At 60.0% G+C, this 16770-nt stretch carries 19 protein-coding genes; 8 read left to right on the forward strand and 11 right to left on the reverse strand.

Annotated features, from left to right (window positions below):
• The first annotated feature begins 267 nt into the window (after positions 1–267).
• From ACE4YL_RS15100 to lnt, 6 genes are all read left to right on the forward strand, one after another.
• Complete coding sequence (locus ACE4YL_RS15100) at positions 268–1194, forward strand: metal ABC transporter substrate-binding protein (RefSeq protein WP_461369781.1); 927 nt, start codon at positions 268–270, stop codon at positions 1192–1194.
• A 31-nt stretch (positions 1195–1225) separates the two neighbouring features.
• Entirely contained in the window at positions 1226–1966 is a 741-nt protein-coding gene (locus ACE4YL_RS15105; RefSeq protein WP_461369782.1) for a metal ABC transporter ATP-binding protein, read from the forward strand.
• A complete protein-coding gene (locus ACE4YL_RS15110) occupies positions 1959–2762 on the forward strand; it encodes a metal ABC transporter permease (protein WP_461369783.1) in 804 nt (267 codons plus the stop codon). The genes ACE4YL_RS15105 and ACE4YL_RS15110 overlap by 8 nt, the downstream gene beginning before the upstream one ends.
• Before the next feature lie 821 nt (positions 2763–3583).
• Positions 3584–3988 carry a HutP family protein gene (locus ACE4YL_RS15115; protein WP_461369784.1) on the forward strand — a complete coding sequence of 135 codons (405 nt, stop codon included), beginning with the start codon at positions 3584–3586 and terminating at the stop codon, positions 3986–3988.
• A 60-nt stretch (positions 3989–4048) separates the two neighbouring features.
• Positions 4049–4990: a DUF4349 domain-containing protein gene (locus tag ACE4YL_RS15120; RefSeq protein WP_461369785.1), complete on the forward strand. Its 942-nt coding sequence runs from the start codon at positions 4049–4051 to the stop codon at positions 4988–4990.
• Between the two features lie 293 nt (positions 4991–5283).
• The gene (gene lnt / locus ACE4YL_RS15125) at positions 5284–6837 is read left to right on the forward strand and encodes an apolipoprotein N-acyltransferase (RefSeq protein ID WP_461369799.1); all 1554 of its coding nucleotides are present in this window, start codon (positions 5284–5286) and stop codon (positions 6835–6837) included.
• Here the strand turns inward: lnt and ACE4YL_RS15130 are convergent.
• The 10 genes from ACE4YL_RS15130 to ACE4YL_RS15175 all read right to left on the reverse strand — a co-directional run bounded on the left by ACE4YL_RS15130 (position 6785) and on the right by ACE4YL_RS15175 (position 13975).
• Positions 6785–7945, reverse strand: a complete 1161-nt coding sequence (locus ACE4YL_RS15130) for a coenzyme F420-0:L-glutamate ligase (RefSeq protein ID WP_461369786.1) — start codon at positions 7943–7945, stop codon at positions 6785–6787. The genes lnt and ACE4YL_RS15130 overlap by 53 nt on opposite strands.
• A 3-nt stretch (positions 7946–7948) precedes the next feature.
• Positions 7949–8605, reverse strand: a complete 657-nt coding sequence (gene mobA, locus ACE4YL_RS15135) for a molybdenum cofactor guanylyltransferase (protein WP_461369787.1) — start codon at positions 8603–8605, stop codon at positions 7949–7951.
• A gap of 57 nt (positions 8606–8662) precedes the next feature.
• Positions 8663–9397 carry a twin-arginine translocase subunit TatC gene (gene tatC / locus ACE4YL_RS15140; protein WP_461369788.1) on the reverse strand — a complete coding sequence of 245 codons (735 nt, stop codon included), beginning with the start codon at positions 9395–9397 and terminating at the stop codon, positions 8663–8665.
• 109 nt (positions 9398–9506) lie between these two features.
• The gene (locus ACE4YL_RS15145) at positions 9507–9698 is read right to left on the reverse strand and encodes a Sec-independent protein translocase subunit TatA/TatB (protein WP_461369789.1); all 192 of its coding nucleotides are present in this window, start codon (positions 9696–9698) and stop codon (positions 9507–9509) included.
• A gap of 27 nt (positions 9699–9725) precedes the next feature.
• Positions 9726–10619, reverse strand: a complete 894-nt coding sequence (locus tag ACE4YL_RS15150) for a formate dehydrogenase accessory protein FdhE (protein ID WP_461369790.1) — start codon at positions 10617–10619, stop codon at positions 9726–9728.
• A 23-nt stretch (positions 10620–10642) separates the two neighbouring features.
• A complete protein-coding gene (locus ACE4YL_RS15155; protein ID WP_461369791.1) occupies positions 10643–10840 on the reverse strand; it encodes a Sec-independent protein translocase subunit TatA/TatB in 198 nt (65 codons plus the stop codon).
• Positions 10841–11051: 211 nt separating this feature from the next.
• A complete protein-coding gene (locus tag ACE4YL_RS15160; RefSeq protein WP_461369792.1) occupies positions 11052–12056 on the reverse strand; it encodes a phosphatase PAP2 family protein in 1005 nt (334 codons plus the stop codon).
• Positions 12057–12158: 102 nt separating this feature from the next.
• Positions 12159–12932 carry a 4Fe-4S binding protein gene (locus tag ACE4YL_RS15165; protein ID WP_461369793.1) on the reverse strand — a complete coding sequence of 258 codons (774 nt, stop codon included), beginning with the start codon at positions 12930–12932 and terminating at the stop codon, positions 12159–12161.
• 129 nt (positions 12933–13061) lie between these two features.
• The gene (locus ACE4YL_RS15170) at positions 13062–13724 is read right to left on the reverse strand and encodes a class I SAM-dependent methyltransferase (RefSeq protein WP_461369794.1); all 663 of its coding nucleotides are present in this window, start codon (positions 13722–13724) and stop codon (positions 13062–13064) included.
• Entirely contained in the window at positions 13724–13975 is a 252-nt protein-coding gene (locus tag ACE4YL_RS15175) for a putative signal transducing protein (protein WP_461369795.1), read from the reverse strand. Before ACE4YL_RS15175 ends, ACE4YL_RS15170 begins: the two co-directional genes overlap by 1 nt.
• A gap of 180 nt (positions 13976–14155) precedes the next feature.
• Here ACE4YL_RS15175 and queG point away from each other — a divergent pair, with 180 nt between their 5' ends.
• Entirely contained in the window at positions 14156–15292 is a 1137-nt protein-coding gene (gene queG / locus ACE4YL_RS15180) for a tRNA epoxyqueuosine(34) reductase QueG (RefSeq protein ID WP_461369796.1), read from the forward strand.
• Here the strand turns inward: queG and ACE4YL_RS15185 are convergent.
• Positions 15289–16176 carry a glycerophosphodiester phosphodiesterase gene (locus ACE4YL_RS15185; RefSeq protein WP_461369797.1) on the reverse strand — a complete coding sequence of 296 codons (888 nt, stop codon included), beginning with the start codon at positions 16174–16176 and terminating at the stop codon, positions 15289–15291. The two genes, queG and ACE4YL_RS15185, sit on opposite strands and share 4 nt — an antisense overlap.
• Before the next feature lie 304 nt (positions 16177–16480).
• Here ACE4YL_RS15185 and ACE4YL_RS15190 point away from each other — a divergent pair.
• A partial coding sequence (locus ACE4YL_RS15190) for a nucleoside recognition domain-containing protein (RefSeq protein WP_461369798.1) occupies positions 16481–16770 on the forward strand: 290 nt, incomplete at its 3' end.

Genomic DNA, 16770 nt, shown 5'->3' on the forward strand with positions numbered 1-16770 from the left:
TAAATGGCCTTAAATGGATATATTTGCTATTGAAAAGGTAGCGTCCGGTGAAATTATTGCTTTTGCTTGCTAGTGAATAGGAGAAAAGAGGGCGTTTTTCTTTTGCCCTAATGATTTTTTGACCACAACGCAAATGGCTTCGTTCCGCTAATTCTTGAAATTTCTACTGCAAAGGAGTAAGATTAAGGTGCCGGCCGGTGTGCTGAAAAACACCGGCAAATATTTCAAAGCCGCAATAGATCTGCAATTCCGGGGGAAGAAGCTCCAATGAAAAATTTTGCCTTTAGGCCGGGTTTGCTGCCGTTATTGCTGGGCCTGATCCTTTTTTTAAATGCCGGCTGCGAAAGGAGCCCTCTTCCGCCGGCGGCTGAAAAGGGCGGCCTGGAGGTTGTGACCACCATCTTCCCCCTCGCCGATATAGCCGGCCGCCTGGGCGGGGAGAGAGTTGCCGCCACCGCCCTCCTGCCTGCTGGAGCCAGCCCGCACACTTTCGAGCCCACCACGGAGCAGGCCAAAAGTATCTCCCGGGCGCAGCTCCTCTGCTACATCGGCGGGGGATTGGACGACTGGGCCGCAGAAGCGGCCACTGCCGGCTCCGGCAGCCTGGCTGTTTTAAATCTCGTCGAAGCGGCCCTGCAGCGGGGCTGGAAGCCGCAGCCAGAGGAGAGCGGGAAGTTAAACCCCCATCTCTGGCTGGATCCCCTGATCGTGAGGGATTACCTCTGCCCGGCCATCGCCGGGGCCATGTCCGAAGCGGATCCCCGGAATGCGGCCTATTACCGCTCCAACCTGGCCGCCTACCAGGAGGAGCTGACCGCCCTCGACGGCGAGATCCGCTCCTCCCTGGAAGGCTTGCCGGAAAAAAGCTTTATCTCCGTGCATGCCGCCTGGCATTACTTCGCCGCTCGCTACGGGCTCAACCAGGCGGCGGCAGTCGCCGAATTTCCCGGGCAGGAGCCCTCGGCGGCCTGGATTGCCAGGCTGGTCGACCTCTGCCGCAGCCACGGCGTCAGGGTGGTGGCGGCGGAACCCCAGCTCTCCGCCGCCGCGGCGGAGATGATCGCCCGCGAAATTGAAGGCCGGGTAGTTCTGCTCGATCCGCTGGGCAGTGAAGGGCTCCCCGAGAGAGACAGCTACCTGGACTTAATGCGCTACAATACGGCGGTGCTAAAAGATGCCTTCACAGGACAATAACAGCGCGGTCATTTCAGTGGAGAGGCTTTCCGTGAAGAGGGGCCCGGCCCTGGTGCTGGAGGATATCTCCTTCGAAGTGAAGCGCGGCGAGATGATCGGCCTCATCGGCCCCAACGGGGGCGGCAAAACCACCCTCCTGCAGACCATGCTCGGGTTAATCAAGCCCTCTGCCGGCCGGGTCCTGCTGCTCGGCTGCCCGGCTGAAAAGCTCGGCCCGGCCAGGGAAAAAATCGGCTACATCCCGCAAAGCCGCTCCTACGACCGCCGCTTCCCCCTTTCGGCGGAAGACGTGGTCACCACGGGCTGCTACTCTCCGCGGACGCTGCTGCGCTCGCTGAAGAAAGAGGAGAAGGAGGCCGTCCGCGAGATGCTGGCCGCGGTGGGCGCGCTTCACCTGGCCGGGCGCCCCTTCGGCGATCTTTCCGGCGGCGAGCAGCAGCGGGTGCTCCTGGCCCGCGCCCTGGTCCGCCGCCCGGAGCTGCTGCTCCTGGATGAGCCCTCCACCGGCCTGGATCTGGCGGTGCAGCAGCTTTTCCTGGAGCGGCTCCGCCAACTGCAGCAGGGCTACGGCATGACCGTCCTCTTCGTATCGCACGATATTCTCTCCCTGGCCGGCCTGGCCGACCGGCTCCTCTGCATCAACCGGACCATGCACATCCACGGCGAGCCGCAGCAGGTGCTGCACAGCCCCGCCCTGCAGAAAGCCTACCGCTGCACCTACGATCTCCTGGAAATGGCGGCGGCAAGCGAGGAAGAGCTCCCCCATGGCTGAAATGTTCGCTTACGGCTTCATGCAGCGCGCCCTGCTGGCGGCGGTGATAACCGGCGCCCTCTGCTCGGCGGTGGCCTTCTTTGTCGTCCTCAAGCGGCTCTCTTTTCTCGGGGTGGGCATCTCGCATACCGCCCTGGCGGGGATTGCCCTGGGCCTGGCCACGGGGCTGGATCCGTTCTGGTGCGGCAGCGCCTTTGCCGTGGCCACCGCGCTGGCCACCGGGCACATCAGCCGGCGGGGACGCCTCTACGAGGATACCGTTATCGGCATCTTCTTTGCCGCCGGCATGGCCTTCGGGATAGCGATGCTCAGCGCTTTGAAAGGCTACTACCCGGAGATCTTTTCCCTGCTTTTTGGAAACATCCTCTCCGTCTCAACCGCCGATCTGCGCCTGCTGGCCGCGGTGGCGGCCATAGTGCTGCTCTTTATCGCCATCTTCTTCAAGGAGCTGCTGGCCATATCTTTCGATGAAGAGGCCGCCCTGGCCAGCGGGCTTCCGGTCAAATTTCTTTACTTCGGCCTGCTGGCGGCGATGGCGCTGACGGTGATGGTTTCGGTCAGGCTGGTGGGAATTGTGCTCGCCTCGGCGCTCCTGGTAATCCCCGCCGCAACGGGATACCGCTTCAGCAGGAATTACCGGACCATGTTTGGCCTCTCGCTGGCCACCGGAATCGGCGGCAGCGCCGGCGGCCTGATTCTCTCCTATTTCCTCGATCTTCCTTCCGGCGCGGCCATCGTTCTCTTCATGGCCCTGCTCTTTGCCATCTCCCTGCTTTACCGGCCCCGGGCCCGCTGAACCGGCATCCCGCGCCATATTCTATCGCCGGGCTGGCGGTGGCCAGGACGGCAAAAAAAATACAGGGCAAACCCCTGTATAGAAGAAATATATAGTGTAGGAGGTTAGGTTTGTGCTTGGCCTGTAAAATATTATATTCAACTACATGTCTTGATAATCCTTCAATAAAATATAAATTTTTTATTCGCACAATAATAAAATTTTTCTGTCCATTAAATTAGATGCGGGGCCGGTTAAAAATATGCCGCGGCAAATAACCTGCAGTTATAAAATCTTTTATTTCCGGACAGACTATAAGTGAAACAGAGGTCTGCTACGGCCGAGCCCAGGCTGCAGCGAGGTCCGGCGGGCTTCGCTGCAGCCGGCCGAAGGTTGATCACAGGTCTTGTTGGCTGTCGGGCTTGTGATCAGCCGGAGGGAAGATCGTAGCAGGTTCTCAAAGGCTCTGTCATAGTCAGCACGATTATGGCAGGGTCTGTCGGGATCTGTTACGGTCGAGCCAGGATCGGTAGAGGTTCTTCTCTACTTATTCACGCTCAGGAGACCACTCTGAGATCGGCAACGGTCACCTGATCGTTGCCGGTTTCAAGAAGGATCTTTACCGGTCGGGCAAAGGTTGATGGCGGTTCCAACTGCGGTCCGGTACAGCCGGAGGTTGTGCCGGGCTGCATCGGGATCGTTATCAGCCGGCGCGCAGGTCGTACCAGGCTTCTGTTTTCTTTTTTTAAGCCCCCCTGGCGCCGGAAAATTTACTTGCTCTTTTTTATTCGCTGAAAGATAATAATATAAACGGAGTTGATTTACCGGGAGGATTTTCAATTATGGAAAGCCGCGAAGTAGCCCGGGCGGCCATTGAAATTTCCATGACCCCCTCGCGCGAGGAAGAGTCCCTTTTAAAAAGAAAGTTCCTGGAGATGGGCATTAGGGCGACGGCCGTTGATTACGGCGGGGAATTCCTAAGCTCCATGCAGAAGGTCGTGGAGAGGGCGGTGGTAGCGGCCAGGCGGGAGCAGGTGATTGACGGCTCGCACCACGAGGAGGGGGCGGTTGCGGGGGCGGCCCGGGAGGCGCTCTCCCAGGTCATGCCCAAGGCCCTGGGCTTGAACGTGGGCGGCAAGGTGGGCATAGCCCGCGGCGGAGAGCATGTCGTCGTCTCTGTTTTCTTTGCCATTGGGCTGCTCCATCTCAACGAGGTGGCCATCGGCCTGGGGCACCGGGCCATTTAAGCCGGGAGCAGGAACCTGGCGCCACGCCGCATTGTCTTAATAATAAAAGGGGGCAAGGAAATGTTTAAGAATGGGAAAAAAGTTTCCTTGTTATTAGTGGGGGCGGCGCTGCTTTGCCTCTGCACCGTGCTGATGGCCGGCTGCAGCGCCTCTTCTGAAGGGGGTATTGCCGGCGGTGATTATAGTGGTGTGGCGCCCGGGAACGGCGAGTGGAAGAGCGAGGAAGAATTGCCCCCCATCGCCGAGGATGAAGAGCGGGGAGGAGAAGAGTTAAGCGGAAGTCTACGCTACGTTATCCGCGAGGGCTCCCTGACGCTCACGGTAGAAGATACCCGCGAGACGGTGGAAGAAATTGAGCGGATGACCGCCGAGAGCGGCGGCCTCGTCAGCGAATCCCGGATCTACGAGTCTCGCGAGGGGTATTATACCGCCGAGATGGTCCTGCGCGTTCCCGAGAACGAGTTTGACCGCTTCATCTCCCGCCTGCAGAAGCTGGGAGAGGCGTTAAATATCCATAAAAGCAGTGAGGATGTCACCCTCCCCTACCTGGACCTGGAGACGAGAATCAAAAACCTGGAGGCCGAGGAGGCGCGGCTGCGCGAAATCCTGGCCCAGGCCAAAACGGTGGATGATATTCTGCAGGTTGAGCGGGAGCTCTCCCGGGTGCGGGGCGAAATCGAGCTCAAGAAGATGAATTTTACCCGCCTGCAGGATCAAGTTGCTCTCTCCACCATCCATCTTCTTGTCCGGGAAGGGGCCATCCGCAGCCAGGCCATATCACAGAAGCCCTTTGAAAACATGGGCCAGCGGATGAAGGAGGCCTTGTTCCGCAGCATCAACTTTATCGCCTCGGCGATAGCCTTTATCCTGGTGGCCTTGACGGCGCTGCTGCCGGTGCTGGTCATCATAGCCCTGCTGGTATTGCTAATCCTCTTGCTGGCCCGGGCCAGACGCCGGAAAAAAGAGAACATCCCGCCCGGCGGGCAAACCCCGGCAATGTAAATTCGGGATGTAGGGTCCCGGGCATGCCCATGCGTCAAATTTGTAGGGGCGAGGCACGCCTCGCCCGCCAGTTGGGTAAAGGTGTTTTTGCTATAGTTGAAGCTTTTTCTCTAAGCGTGGTACTGTTTTTATTGCCGTTACGGGTTTGGGCGGCTCATGAGCCGCCCCTACAAATCTAGCGAGGTATGACAGGCCGGCTTATTTGGGATCCGCACAGGGCGTGCAGCCTTTTTGACTGGTTATGATAAACTAGGAACAATTGATACAGCGAGAAAGGTTGGGCCTTGCGCAAAATGAAGAGAAAGGCGCTTTTTTACCTGCTCCCCCTGCTGTCAGGGGTGGCGCTAATCCCGGCTTTTCCTCCCCTGGAGCAGGGCTGGCTGGCCTGGTTTGCCCTCATGCCGCTGCTCTACTTCTGCCTGCATGCCGGGCCGCGCCAGGCGCTCGGGGGAGCCTTCCTTTTCGGGCTGCCGCTGCACCTCTACCTGAACCTCTACCTGAGCCGCGTCCTCTTCACCTACCTGCCGCCGGGGCTGGCCGTGACCGCCATGATCCTGCTCATCGCGCTCCTCTGCTGCTTCTGCGCTCTCTTCACCGTCTTCGCCAGCTGCCTCCGCCGCCTGCAAAGCCCGCTTTTGCTGGCGGCGGCAATCCCGGCCCTGTGGGTGCTGGTGGAATATATCCGCTCCCTCGGCTTTATTGGCTACACCGTGGGCTACCTGGGCTATACCCAGTGGAGCTGCCCGTTCATCCTAAACATCTTGGCCGCCTCCGGCTACTGGGGCCTCTCCTTTGTCATGGTTTTCTTCCAGAGCATCCTGCTGCTGGCCCTGGAGAAGAGACTGCGCGGGAAAAAACTGGCGGCGGCAGCGGCCATCTTCCTGGCCCTCTTCTGCGGCGGCATTTTCCTGCCCGGCCTGGCCCAGGTGGAAATGGAAGAGGCCCCCATCCTGGCCGCCCTGGTCCAGGGCTGCGGCACCCCGGAGGAGAAGCTCACCTCATCCGGGAGGGAGAAGATCCTGCAGCGCTACCTGGAGCTGACCCGGGCGGCGGTGGAAGAGGAGCCCCGCGTGGAGCTAATCCTCTGGCCGGAGACGGTGGTTAACTTAAAAATGAAAGACGGCGCCCCGCAGCACCGCCGGGAGATGGTCCGCCTGGCCGAGGAGCTGGGAGTAAGCATCCTCTACGGAGCCCAGCTCTATGCGGAAGAGGCGCTCTACAATTCCATGATCCTGCTTGCGCCCGGGCAGGGCCAAACCCAGCTTTACCACAAGCGGCGCCTTGTCCCCTTCGTGGAATACTTTCCCCTGGAAGACCTTTTGAACAGGATCCTGAACCTCGAGAGCGGCATCATTCTCGGCAGCTACACCCCGGGAGAAGAGATCACCATCTTCAATTACCGGGGCCTCCCCCTGGCGGGGGTGATCTGCTTTGAGTCGTACTTCGGCGACTACACCCGCCTTTTTGCCCGCCGGGGAGGGCGGCATCTCTTTATCGCCACCAACGATGCCTGGTTCGGGAGGAGCATCGGCCTGGAGCAGCATGCCCAGGCGGCCGCGCTGCGGGCGGCGGAGATGGGCATCGGGGTCACCCAGGTGGCCAACAGCGGCATCTCCATCTCCTTCGACTACCGGGGGCGGGAGCTGCTGCGCACGGGGAAGGAGGAGCAGGGTTTCCATATCCTGCCGCTGGACCTGGCGCGGCGCGCCACCTTCTACCGGTGGGCGGGGGACTTCGTCCCGCCGCTCTGCCTGCTGCTGCTGGCCGGCTGCGCCGTCCAGGCGGCGCGGGGCGCTAGATGCCCTTTACAATTACCAGCGGGGTCCCGGCGTCGGCAGAGCCGCTGACCAGGTCGGCCAGGCTGGCGATAATATTCTCCATAAGCCTAGGCGTGGTCCCTTCGCAGACATCCTCGCCGCCGGCACGGGGATCTATCTCCCTGGCTTGAAGCAGCCTTTCGATCTCGGCGGCGCTTTTCCCCTCTTCGTGGAAGTAGTAGTCGGCCAGGTACTTATACTTGAACCCCTCGCGGTAGCGGTTCAGCCCCTCCGTGGCGGCAAAAGCCGGCCGGGGATCGGCCAGCTCGTAGATGCCGGTGGTGGGATCGCGGTAGGCCCCGTCGCCGTAAATGAGGACCTCCACCTCCACACCCAGTCTCTCGCGAATCAGCCGCTGCAGTTCGGAGACGATTTTTGAACCGTCCCGGGGAGCCAGCTTTATTTTCTCCCCGGCGGAGATGTTGCTGCCCAGCAGCCCCCACTCCGAGTAGGCGGCGCCGGAGTTGCACAGATCCTGAAGGGTGATGCAGCGCGGGTGCCGTGCGGCAATTAAAGCCCTGGTGCGGGCGCGGGAGTGTATATCGGCGGCCACGACGCCGTCGGGCTCGTAATCCAGGATCCGCAGGGGATCGTTGCAGAGGATGATCCGCGGCGAGGCTCCCGCCGCGCTGATGATGTCGCGATAAAAGCTGATATAGTCGATGCAGGTAACCGGGTGGGGAAATTTTCTCCCGGCCAGGTCCTCCAGGGTGATCAGATCCTTGCCCAGCGCCGCGGCAAATTCGGGGTCGATGACCCGGTTGCCCACCTCGTCGCAGGGGAAGGAGAACTGCACGATCACTTCGCCCCCGGCGAGAGCCAGGGCAAAACCCCGCAAAACCAGGGCAAAGCGGTTGCGGCTGGCGATGGGAAAGACCACGCCGAGCCTGCTGCCGGGCGCAAGCTGCAGCTTTTCCCGCAGCTCCGCAGCCACGTCGGCCGTGGTCACGTAATTGTTCTGGGCGCGGGCCACCACCGACTCGGTGATGCAGACAATGTCCCCGTCTTCCAGCAGGCCGTCGCGGTGGCAGCGGGCCAGCTGCTCAAAAACCGCCTGCACAATATCCGTCCCCGGAAGAATGACTCCCATTTTTACCCCAAAGGCATGCGGTCCCACGTATCCAGGCAGTTTAGCCAACAGCTATAACTCCTTTCCCCAAATGCAGGCAGAATCCGCCTGCAGCCTTTTTAATTCCGGCAGCAATTTTTGCGCTTCTCGATAATCGGCCCAGGTATTGACGTTAAAGAACGAGCACTGGCCGGGATCGAAGCACGCAATCTCGGAATACCCGATGTGCCGCACCCTGATTTTATCATAAAACGCGGTCACCTTGAATTCACCCCGTTCAATTTGCTTCCGGATGGGATCGAGGCAGGAGCGGCTGTAAAAAGCGTGCAGCGGCTGGTAGTAGCCGCCGATCCGGGGGACAACGACATCGTACTGCGGGGCGAAGGCGGCCATGTAGCGGACCAGCTCCAGGTTGATAAAGGGCATGTCGCAGGCGGCGACAAACTGGTAGGGCAGGCCGGAGAGGCTCAATCCCGCATGGATGCCCCGCAGGGGGCTCTTAACATGGCCGGTGAGCAGATCGCCGGTCAGCTTCACCGGGAGGCCGGCAAAGAGATCCTCGCGGTCGGTTACCACCGTAATCTGTTCGAAGAGCAGGCTCAAGCGGCGGATCATGATCTCGATGAGCGGTATTCCTTCCAGCTCCAGGAGAGGCTTGGGGTAGCCGAGGCGGCTGCTGTCGCCTCCCGCCAGGATGATCGCCCCGCCCAGCCGGGCACAGCTGCGCAAGGTTAACACCACCGTTTTATTTAAAAATCCCGCTTCTCTCGCCTCTATTATACCTTATTATTGCGGCGCCATCTCCTTGATCCTGCTCCGGCAGCCGACGGCTGCCATGAAGATGCAAAGCTCGTAGAGCAGCAGCAGCGGCAGCGCCAGCAGCAGCTGGGTAAAGGGGTCGGGAGGGGTGAGAACTGCCGCCAGGATGAGGATGACCAGGAGGGCGTACTTGCGCCCGCGCCGCAACAGCGGAGCCCGGACCAGGTCCAGCCTGCCCAGGGCCCAGGCGGCCAGTGGAAGCTGAAAGATGAAGCCAAAAAAAACATGGAAAGAGAAAAAAAAGGAAATATATTCACCGATGGACAGTTTCGGAGAGGCTCCCCCGCCGGCATAATCCAGCAGGAAACGGAGTACCAGGGGGAAGGCGGCGAGGTAGGAAAAGGCGGCCCCGCCGCAAAAAAGAAGGGCTATCCCGGTTAGAGCCCGCAGGCAGGTTTTCTTTTCAAAGGGAGTGAGGGCGGGATAGATGAAGGCCAAAATTTCATAGAGGATTACCGGGGAAGACAGCACCGCCCCGGCAAGGAGGGCCAGCTTCAACTGCGCCGTAAACGCCTCCGGCGGCGAGAAATAAACCAGGGTCAGCTCTCCTGCAGGGCGGACCAGGAAGCGGCGTATCGGCTCGGCTGCGGCAAAACAGGCCGAGGCGGCGGCTAAAAAAGCTGCCCCCGCCGCCATGAGGCGGCAGCGCAGTTCGGCCAGGTGCTGCAGCACGGTCATGGTGGCGCCATTGTCCCTGCTCACAGATCTGTCGATGCCTCCTGCGAATTGTGGTGCCGGCGGAGCCTGCTGTTAAAGCGAGATTAGCAATGGACGCCGCGAAGGGCACGGCCTCTCCTGAACTGCCGGGTAACTATTTTTTCCCCTGATCCTCTTCCGCAGCCGCGGCAGGGGGCTGGGGCTTCCCCTTGAGTCCCTCTTTCAACTCGTTAACGCTTCTGCCGATGGACCGGGCCAGCTCCGGCAGCCGGTTTGCCCCGAAGAGCACCAAAACAATAAGTAGAATGATAAGCAGTTCTCCTACACCGAGTTTTCCCCAAGGCATGCGCCTTGACCTCCTTCTCCTTTAGGCTTATTCTTGCAACAAAGCCAAATCCCGGCCCTCGCGGTAGCCTTCGCGCAGGGCAAGATGATCCAGCTCAAGTGTATAGATATCTTCCAGCTCCAAAATGACCTCGCGGCCGATCTCTTTCACCACCGCTGTCTTTAGGTAGCTCTTGCAGCGCTCGCAAAACTGGACCCTTCTCCCGGGATATTCGTCGGCGTAGAAATAGCCCAGCCGCTGCGGATCCCTGTTCCGGCAAAAGGGGCATTCCAAGCGGGGGAATGGCCAGCTTGTGCGGCAGAGAGAACAGCGAAGAATCCGGGCGCCATCTGCATTGAGCATGGCCATGCCCGGATCCTGGCCGCACACGGGGCAGCGCCCTTCGCTCCAGAGAGCCAGGTCCACCTCTTTCCGTACCGCTGCGGCCAGGGCGATATAAAAGGTGGCCAGGGCCTCCCTAAACGCGTGGGCGGCGAGTGAAGATTCTACCGGCCCGTCATCTGCCCATTCCCACTGGCAAACCTGCTTTTCCAGTTCCCTAACATTCAGCTCAATCCCGGCAAGAAATTGAGGCAAACCCTCTTCCCTCAGCTCCGGCCGCCGCATAATTTCCCGGAGCGGCTCCGCCCCGGGAAAATGGCGGATCACGGCTTCCACGATTTCGCCCAGGATACTCCTGAAAAGACCGGGATCAATGACGGGAGGAGCGTCCTTAAGCAGCCAGCAGCCCTGCAAGAGCAGCTTCCGGGCCTGCTCCCTGCTCCAGGAGCGATGGGGCTTGATCCGCTCGCCATAGCGCTCCTGCAGCCGAAAGAGATCGCCGAAAAAGCGGAAAAGGGGCTCCGCCTCCTGCTTCTCTTTCAAGTAGGTCTCAATTTCGCGATTCAGCTTCTCCAGGCTCTCCGTCTCCTTGGACGCCATGATCACTCCCCCATCCGAAAGCATTACTGCTTCTTTTCCGCATCTTCTTCCTCATCCAGAGAGAAGGCCTTGCCCGCGTCGTTAAGTGCCTGCTTCAACTCCCGCATGCCGCGGCCAATGGAGCGCCCGATTTCGGGAAGCTTGTTCGGCCCGAAGACTATCAAGGCTACCACCAGGATGAGAACGATCTCCATGAAACCAATTCCACTGCCGAACGGCACCGGGATTCACCCCACCGTTAAATTTAAGAGCCCCGCAGTTGCATCTTTGTTGAAAGATTTAACTATCTATCAGTTCTACACAATTGCAAAATATCCTCTCTTAAAATATGTTAAAATTATATAAAGTGATTAAAAAATTAGTCACCTCTGCTGTTTTTTCAGAGGTGACTGTAACTCGGGAGAGTGAAAAGAGAAGCGGCCGGGCTTTCTTTTAATCTCCCGCTTCCCGCGGGGTCAGCTTAAGGGCGACAAATAGAGCGGGCGCCAGCAGGGTAACCCAGATACCGCCAAGGGCGTAGCGGAAAAAGCGCAGCGCCGCCTGCAGGGCCGGATTGCCGGAGGAGAGAAGGGGACCCAGCCCCATGAGGATGCCGAAGAGCACCGCCAGCCCGATAACCGCCTTGAGCAGCTGTAGCGCCCAGTGCGTCCGGGTGTTGGAGCGCACCTTCTCTTTTTCCACAATGTAGCCTGCTGAAGCGCCGGCCAGGAGCCCCATCAGCTTCGGCATATCTCCCTGCGGACTGAGCACCGTCAGGATCACGGGGAGGCCCACGCAGAGGGCCAGGAGAAGCGCCTTGGAAAACTTCCGATCCCAGCCCCTTTCCACAAAAAGGCTGCTCAGCCAGGCGAAAAGCAGCAGCAGGGGAATGCCCATGGCATAGCCGCCCAGGATGTCACCCGGGTAGTGAAAGCCCAGGATGATCCGCGAAAAGGGAATCAGGAGCATCGCCGCAAGAGCCCAAATCCAAAACCACCTTCTCTTCAGCCGCATGGCCAGGTAGCCCCATACCGTCACCGCGGTGAAGGTGTGGCCGCTGGGAAAGGCGTAGCTCTCGAGCTGCTTCATCCCCTCGAGAGTAGGCCGCTCCAGCGCCGTAAGGTCCTTGGCCACGCCGCTGACCAGGCCGGAGACCAGCAGCACCGCCGCCGACCAGAAGCCGAGCGGCTTGTCAACGCACCAGATCAAAATGCCGAAAAAGATCATGTAGAATTCATCGTTGCCCAGGAAGGTAAAAAACTGAAAGAAATATTCCACCGGCTTTATGGCGCGGAACTGCTGCAGCCAGTTGATTAAATCCATGCTGCGGCTCCAATCCCAATAAAAATAGAGCAGCGCGCAACAGAGAAGCACCACCGCCCAGCAGAAAAGCAGCCAGAAGAGCTCCCAGCCCCGGCGCGAAGAGAAATAGGGCCTGGTTACAGGAGGGCTGGCCATGAAAAGTCACTCCCTTCAGTGATTTGCCTAAAAAGGCGATTTTCTCAAGGGCTAATTTCTCCCTCGCCGCAGCCCCTTCCTGCCTCGAACGGCTTGCCTTCTTCAAAGGGGGCATGCGGTCATGCAGTTGAAGCAGTAATAGCGGGTGCCCAGCGATAAGGATTGATAAAAATAAGCAAAATCCGCCTGCCGGATCATTTGTTTCTGCTTTTCGGGCGGGCTTTCAATGAACTTGTCCCAGAAGAAGACGTAGCCGCCCAGGCCGTAAGGCTGGGCATTTTTTATGCATTTTATCTCGTGGGTCCTCCCCTCTCCATCCAGGGCGGAGGCGGGGCAGCTTTCCACGCACTGGTGGCAGCCGTTGCATAATTTTTCTGTACAGGGGGGGTCGGGTGGCAGCGCCAAATCCGTGATCACCGCGGAATAGAGCACCCGGCTGCCCAGCCGGGGATGCAGCACCAGGTTGTTTCGCCCGAAGTTTCCCAACCCCGCCGCCACGGCGGCATGGCGCAGGGATACCGCGGCGACCAGGCCGAGCCGCCCGCGCTCCCTGTTCTCATAGTCAAATTCATTGGGATAGGCCCCAATAGGAGGGATCATCGCCCTGGCCTGGAAATCTTTTTCCAGGAGGCGCGCCACCATGTAAGTAGAGTAATCGATCACGCCCACGGAAAATACTCTTCCCGCCGCGGCCACGCTTTTATTACCGCTTTCGCAATTTGACAGCTCCCGGAAAGCAAGCACAACCAGCGACCTGGCACCCGGGAAAATGCCGTGGATATCAGGCGACAGGAGGCTTTTGTAATTTTCCACCGCCGCTATGCCCACATCCTCCGCTCCCAAATCAAGGGCATACTGTTTAATCCTCTCTTTCATTCGCCCTCTCCTCTCTTTTGGGGTAAACGTTTCGGGGACAGTTAAAGAAACGCGATATCCTTAGCTTCAGGGCAGGCGCGTAGAAAGGCAAGCATCCAAAAGAAAGTATACTTAAAATAGACTAAATATTCAAGCGCGCCCATATGTGCCGGGAATCCACTGCAGGCGGTGGATATGGATATGGTAAGAGGTGCGGACGGGATCTTCGGGAACGGACACGGGAATGAGGAAGCGCTCTTCGCGAAAAGCTGCCGCGGCGTGCAGCTCCTGAATAAAGGAGAAGGTCACCGGGCGGCCGGGGTGGGAGAAGCAGATGCTCCCGCCGGGCTTGACCGCCCCCAGGAGCACCGCTTTCAGGTAGGGGAGCAGGCGGGGCTCGTAGGCGATATCGGAGGCCAGCACCAGGTCAAAGCGCTCGCTGCAGCGATAATGGCGCCAGTCGGCCAGCAGCAGGCGGTAGCGGGACAGGCGGTGCAGCCGGGCATTGGCCTCGCAGAGGCTGAGCGCGAGGAGCTGAAAATCGGAGAAGGTGACCGCGGCCCCCAGCAGCCCGCAGGCCACTCCCGGCAGACCCACTCCCGCGCCCAGTTCGAGAACGCTCTTGCCGGCAAGTGCCGGGCCCTGTAGAAAATAGGCCGCCAGGCCCCGGGCGGCCGGCCAGGCCTCGGCCCAGCAGGGGACCTGGTCGGGGTCCGCCGGATCGCCCACGAGTTCCTCCATGTTGGCGGCCACATAAATCGGCAGCGTTTTCCCGCCAATTCTGACTCGAATCAGCTTTTTTTTAAGCGACATCATTTTTCTTCCTTTTCTGTAGCGCTCCCGCGCCGCACTGCGTCAAGAAGTGCCCTGGCCTGCGGCAGCATCTGCCGCGGCACCAAAATATCAATTTCATAGGCCTGGCCGCCCACTACCCGCATGGCCCCGGCCAGGGGGTCGCTGTCTTTTCGCCGCACCGGGATGGAGGCTTCGCGGAGCAGGCCGCAGACGATTTCGGCCTCGAGATCGTTGAACGCCTGCATGAGAAAGGCCCATTCTTCTGTCATCTTTTCCCTTACGCCCCCCTGAATGGCTTTTTATAAAACCCGAAGCTTCCCCTTTCAGGATATCTCCAAACCGCCGCGGCTATGCCGCCGCGCCAATTTGACGGGCCGCGCAGATAATTTTATGATCGCTGTAGCCCCCTTTATCCGGGCGAGAATTCCTGTGGCAAAGAGGCGGTATTCATGGTCTACCGGCTGAAAAACCTGGCGGAGATGGCCGCGGAAGCGGGCCTGGAGATGGCGGGCGTCGCCCCCGCCGCCGCCCCCCCTTACCTGCACTCGCTGCTGCAGCGGCGCCTCGACGAAGGCCGGGTCACCCCTTTCGAGGAGAAGGATCCGGCGCTGCGGGTGGATGCGGCCAGGCTGCTGCCGGGCTGCCGCAGCATCATCGTCGTGGCCATGGCCCTTCCTTTCCGGGATGAGGAGGCCCCTTCCCCGGCCGCCGGGCCCCGGGGAACGGTGGCCCGCTGCGCCAGGGGCCCCGACTATCACCTTCTCCTGGCCTCCAGGGCAGGGCGGCTGCTTTCGCTGATCAAAAAAGAGCTTCCTGCAGCACCGGCCGCGCGGATCCTGGCCGATCGCAGCCCGCTGGTGGAGCGCGAGCTGGCCCGGCTCGCCGGCCTGGGCTGGAGCGGGGAAAATTGCACCCTCATTACCCCCTCCAGCGGCTCCTACGCGGCCCTGGGAACAATCCTCATCGACCGGGAGCTGGAACCGGACGCCCCGCTGCCGCAGGGCTGCCGGCGATGCGGCCGCTGCCGCGAGGCCTGCCCCACGGGGGCGCTGACGGAGCCCCATATCATCGATCCTCACCGCTGCCTCTCCTATGTCACACAGGCGCCGGGGATTGTCCCGGCGGCGATACGGCCGCTCATGGGTGGGCGTATCTACGGCTGCGATCTCTGCCAGGAAGTATGCCCCCACAACGCGGCGCTGCCGGCAGGGCGCGGAGATAAGGAACAGCCTACCCCCTTCCCCCTCTTTCCGGCCCATCCCCTGCTGGAGCCCATTTTGCAGATGACCCGGAAAGAATTTGAGAGCACCGTCGGCCTTACGGCGGCCGGCTGGCGGGGGAAGAGCATTCTGCAGCGCAACGCGGTGATTGCCCTCGGCAACAGCGGTGACCGCGATGCCGTCCCGGCGCTGGCCCACGTCCTGAAGCGCGATTCCCGGCCGCTGCTGCGGCTGCACGCCGCCTGGGCCCTGGGCCGGCTCGGGGGAAGCCGCGCCCGCCGCAGCCTCGAGCTGCAGCTGCAGCGCGAAGCGGAGCCGGCCGTCGTGGCCGAACTGCGCCGGGCGCTGGAGCAGTCCGGCCCTTAGTTGTCCATCCCGCGTTCCAGCATGATCTGCCGCAGCAGGTCGGGCCGGTCAGTGATGATCCCGTCGACCCCCAGGTCCAGCATCCTCTTGAGATCGGCGGCTTCATTTACCGTCCAGACGTTGACCCGGTAGCCTTTCTTCCGGGCCCACTCCATGTATTTCTCGTCCACCATCCTGATTTCGGGATGGAGCGCTTCGGGCCTCAGCAGGGGGATAAACCAGCCCTCGCTCAGGAAGCGCGGCAAATCCGGCGCGTAGAGCAGCCCCACGGGAATCTTCTTGTCGGCCCACTTCACCCGCAGCAGGGCAATGGGGTTAAATGAAGAGACGACCACCCGGTCATAGAGGTCATGTTCCTGGATCACTTTCACTACCGCCTGTTCAAGCCCGTCTGTAGCCGGGCTCTCCGTTTTCAATTCAATGTTAATCAGCGTCTGCGGGTCAATTATTTCGATGACCTCCTGCAGGGTGGGAATGCGCTCCCCGGCGAAGGCCTCATGGAACCAGGAGCCAGCATCCAGCTGCTTCAGCTCGGCCATGGTGTAATCCTTCACCGGGCCCTTGCCGCTGGTGGTGGCATCAAGCTCGTAATTATGGATTACGGCTATTTCTCCGTCGCGGGAGAGCATCACGTCAAGCTCGATGCCATGGGCGCCCAGCGCTTCGGCAGCGAGAAACGATGAAATTGTATTTTCGGGAGCCGCCTCCGGCGCGCCGCGGTGGCCTAGACATAAAACGGCATGGTCACCATAAAAGCTGGCCATCGGATCCGGAGCCCAGGTCCAGTAGCGCACTGCTATAACCACTACGGCGAGGACAATCAGGCAGATTACAGCCGTAAACAGCCATAAGATCGCCTTGCCGATAAACCGAATAATTTTCAAGAAAACCCTCTCCCTTCCCAAAAGGCTTGCCGGTTGCTCAGAAACTCACCCATTTAACGGCCGGCGATATTCCATCACAAGCTTTGCGAACACCTCCTCCAGCCACGGCCTCATGGTACGGTTCATGAATCTGTATCGATAAAAATTCTTGATCTGCGGGAATAATCCTTTTTTTTGGTAAAAAAGCTGACCCATGCCTTCTACCGCGGATACAATTTCCCCGGTGCCCGGGCGGCAGGTAAACGGGCAACTCTATGGAATGAGATCTAAGGGATAAAATCACGTCAGAAGGAAGGAACAAACCGTGTCCAGCCTCATCATACCAGTCAAGTCAGGACTTAAAAAAAGCCTGCAGATGATCTGGTTCCTGGCCAAGATTATTTTTCCGATAACCTGCGCGGTACAGCTGCTGGAGCATTTTAACATCCTGGAACGGGCCGCCGCCTACTGCAGCCCGGTCACCTCCTGGATCGGGCTGCCTGGAGAAACGGTGCTGCCGTTAATGCTCGGTTTCTGGAGTAATTTCTACGCCTCCCTGGGCATAATCGGCGGCATGTCGCTTAGTTCCCGGCAGATCACCATCCTTGCGTTGAT

It is taken from the genome of Candidatus Darwinibacter acetoxidans (assembly GCF_041936445.1).
Classification (GTDB): domain Bacteria; phylum Bacillota; class Limnochordia; order Darwinibacteriales; family Darwinibacteriaceae; genus DTU010.

Coding starts and splice junctions, on each gene's coding strand:
- ACE4YL_RS15100 (WP_461369781.1), top strand. CDS start 268: ATGAAAAATTTTGCCTTTAGGCCGGGTTTGCTGCCGTTATTGCTGGGC.
- ACE4YL_RS15110 (WP_461369783.1), top strand. CDS start 1,959: ATGGCTGAAATGTTCGCTTACGGCTTCATGCAGCGCGCCCTGCTGGCG.
- ACE4YL_RS15115 (WP_461369784.1), top strand. CDS start 3,584: ATGGAAAGCCGCGAAGTAGCCCGGGCGGCCATTGAAATTTCCATGACC.
- ACE4YL_RS15120 (WP_461369785.1), top strand. CDS start 4,049: ATGTTTAAGAATGGGAAAAAAGTTTCCTTGTTATTAGTGGGGGCGGCG.
- lnt (WP_461369799.1), top strand. CDS start 5,284: ATGAAGAGAAAGGCGCTTTTTTACCTGCTCCCCCTGCTGTCAGGGGTG.
- ACE4YL_RS15145 (WP_461369789.1), bottom strand. CDS start 9,698: ATGCCTTGGGGAAAACTCGGTGTAGGAGAACTGCTTATCATTCTACTT.
- ACE4YL_RS15150 (WP_461369790.1), bottom strand. CDS start 10,619: ATGGCGTCCAAGGAGACGGAGAGCCTGGAGAAGCTGAATCGCGAAATT.
- ACE4YL_RS15160 (WP_461369792.1), bottom strand. CDS start 12,056: ATGGCCAGCCCTCCTGTAACCAGGCCCTATTTCTCTTCGCGCCGGGGC.
- ACE4YL_RS15165 (WP_461369793.1), bottom strand. CDS start 12,932: ATGAAAGAGAGGATTAAACAGTATGCCCTTGATTTGGGAGCGGAGGAT.
- ACE4YL_RS15170 (WP_461369794.1), bottom strand. CDS start 13,724: ATGTCGCTTAAAAAAAAGCTGATTCGAGTCAGAATTGGCGGGAAAACG.
- ACE4YL_RS15175 (WP_461369795.1), bottom strand. CDS start 13,975: ATGACAGAAGAATGGGCCTTTCTCATGCAGGCGTTCAACGATCTCGAG.
- queG (WP_461369796.1), top strand. CDS start 14,156: ATGGTCTACCGGCTGAAAAACCTGGCGGAGATGGCCGCGGAAGCGGGC.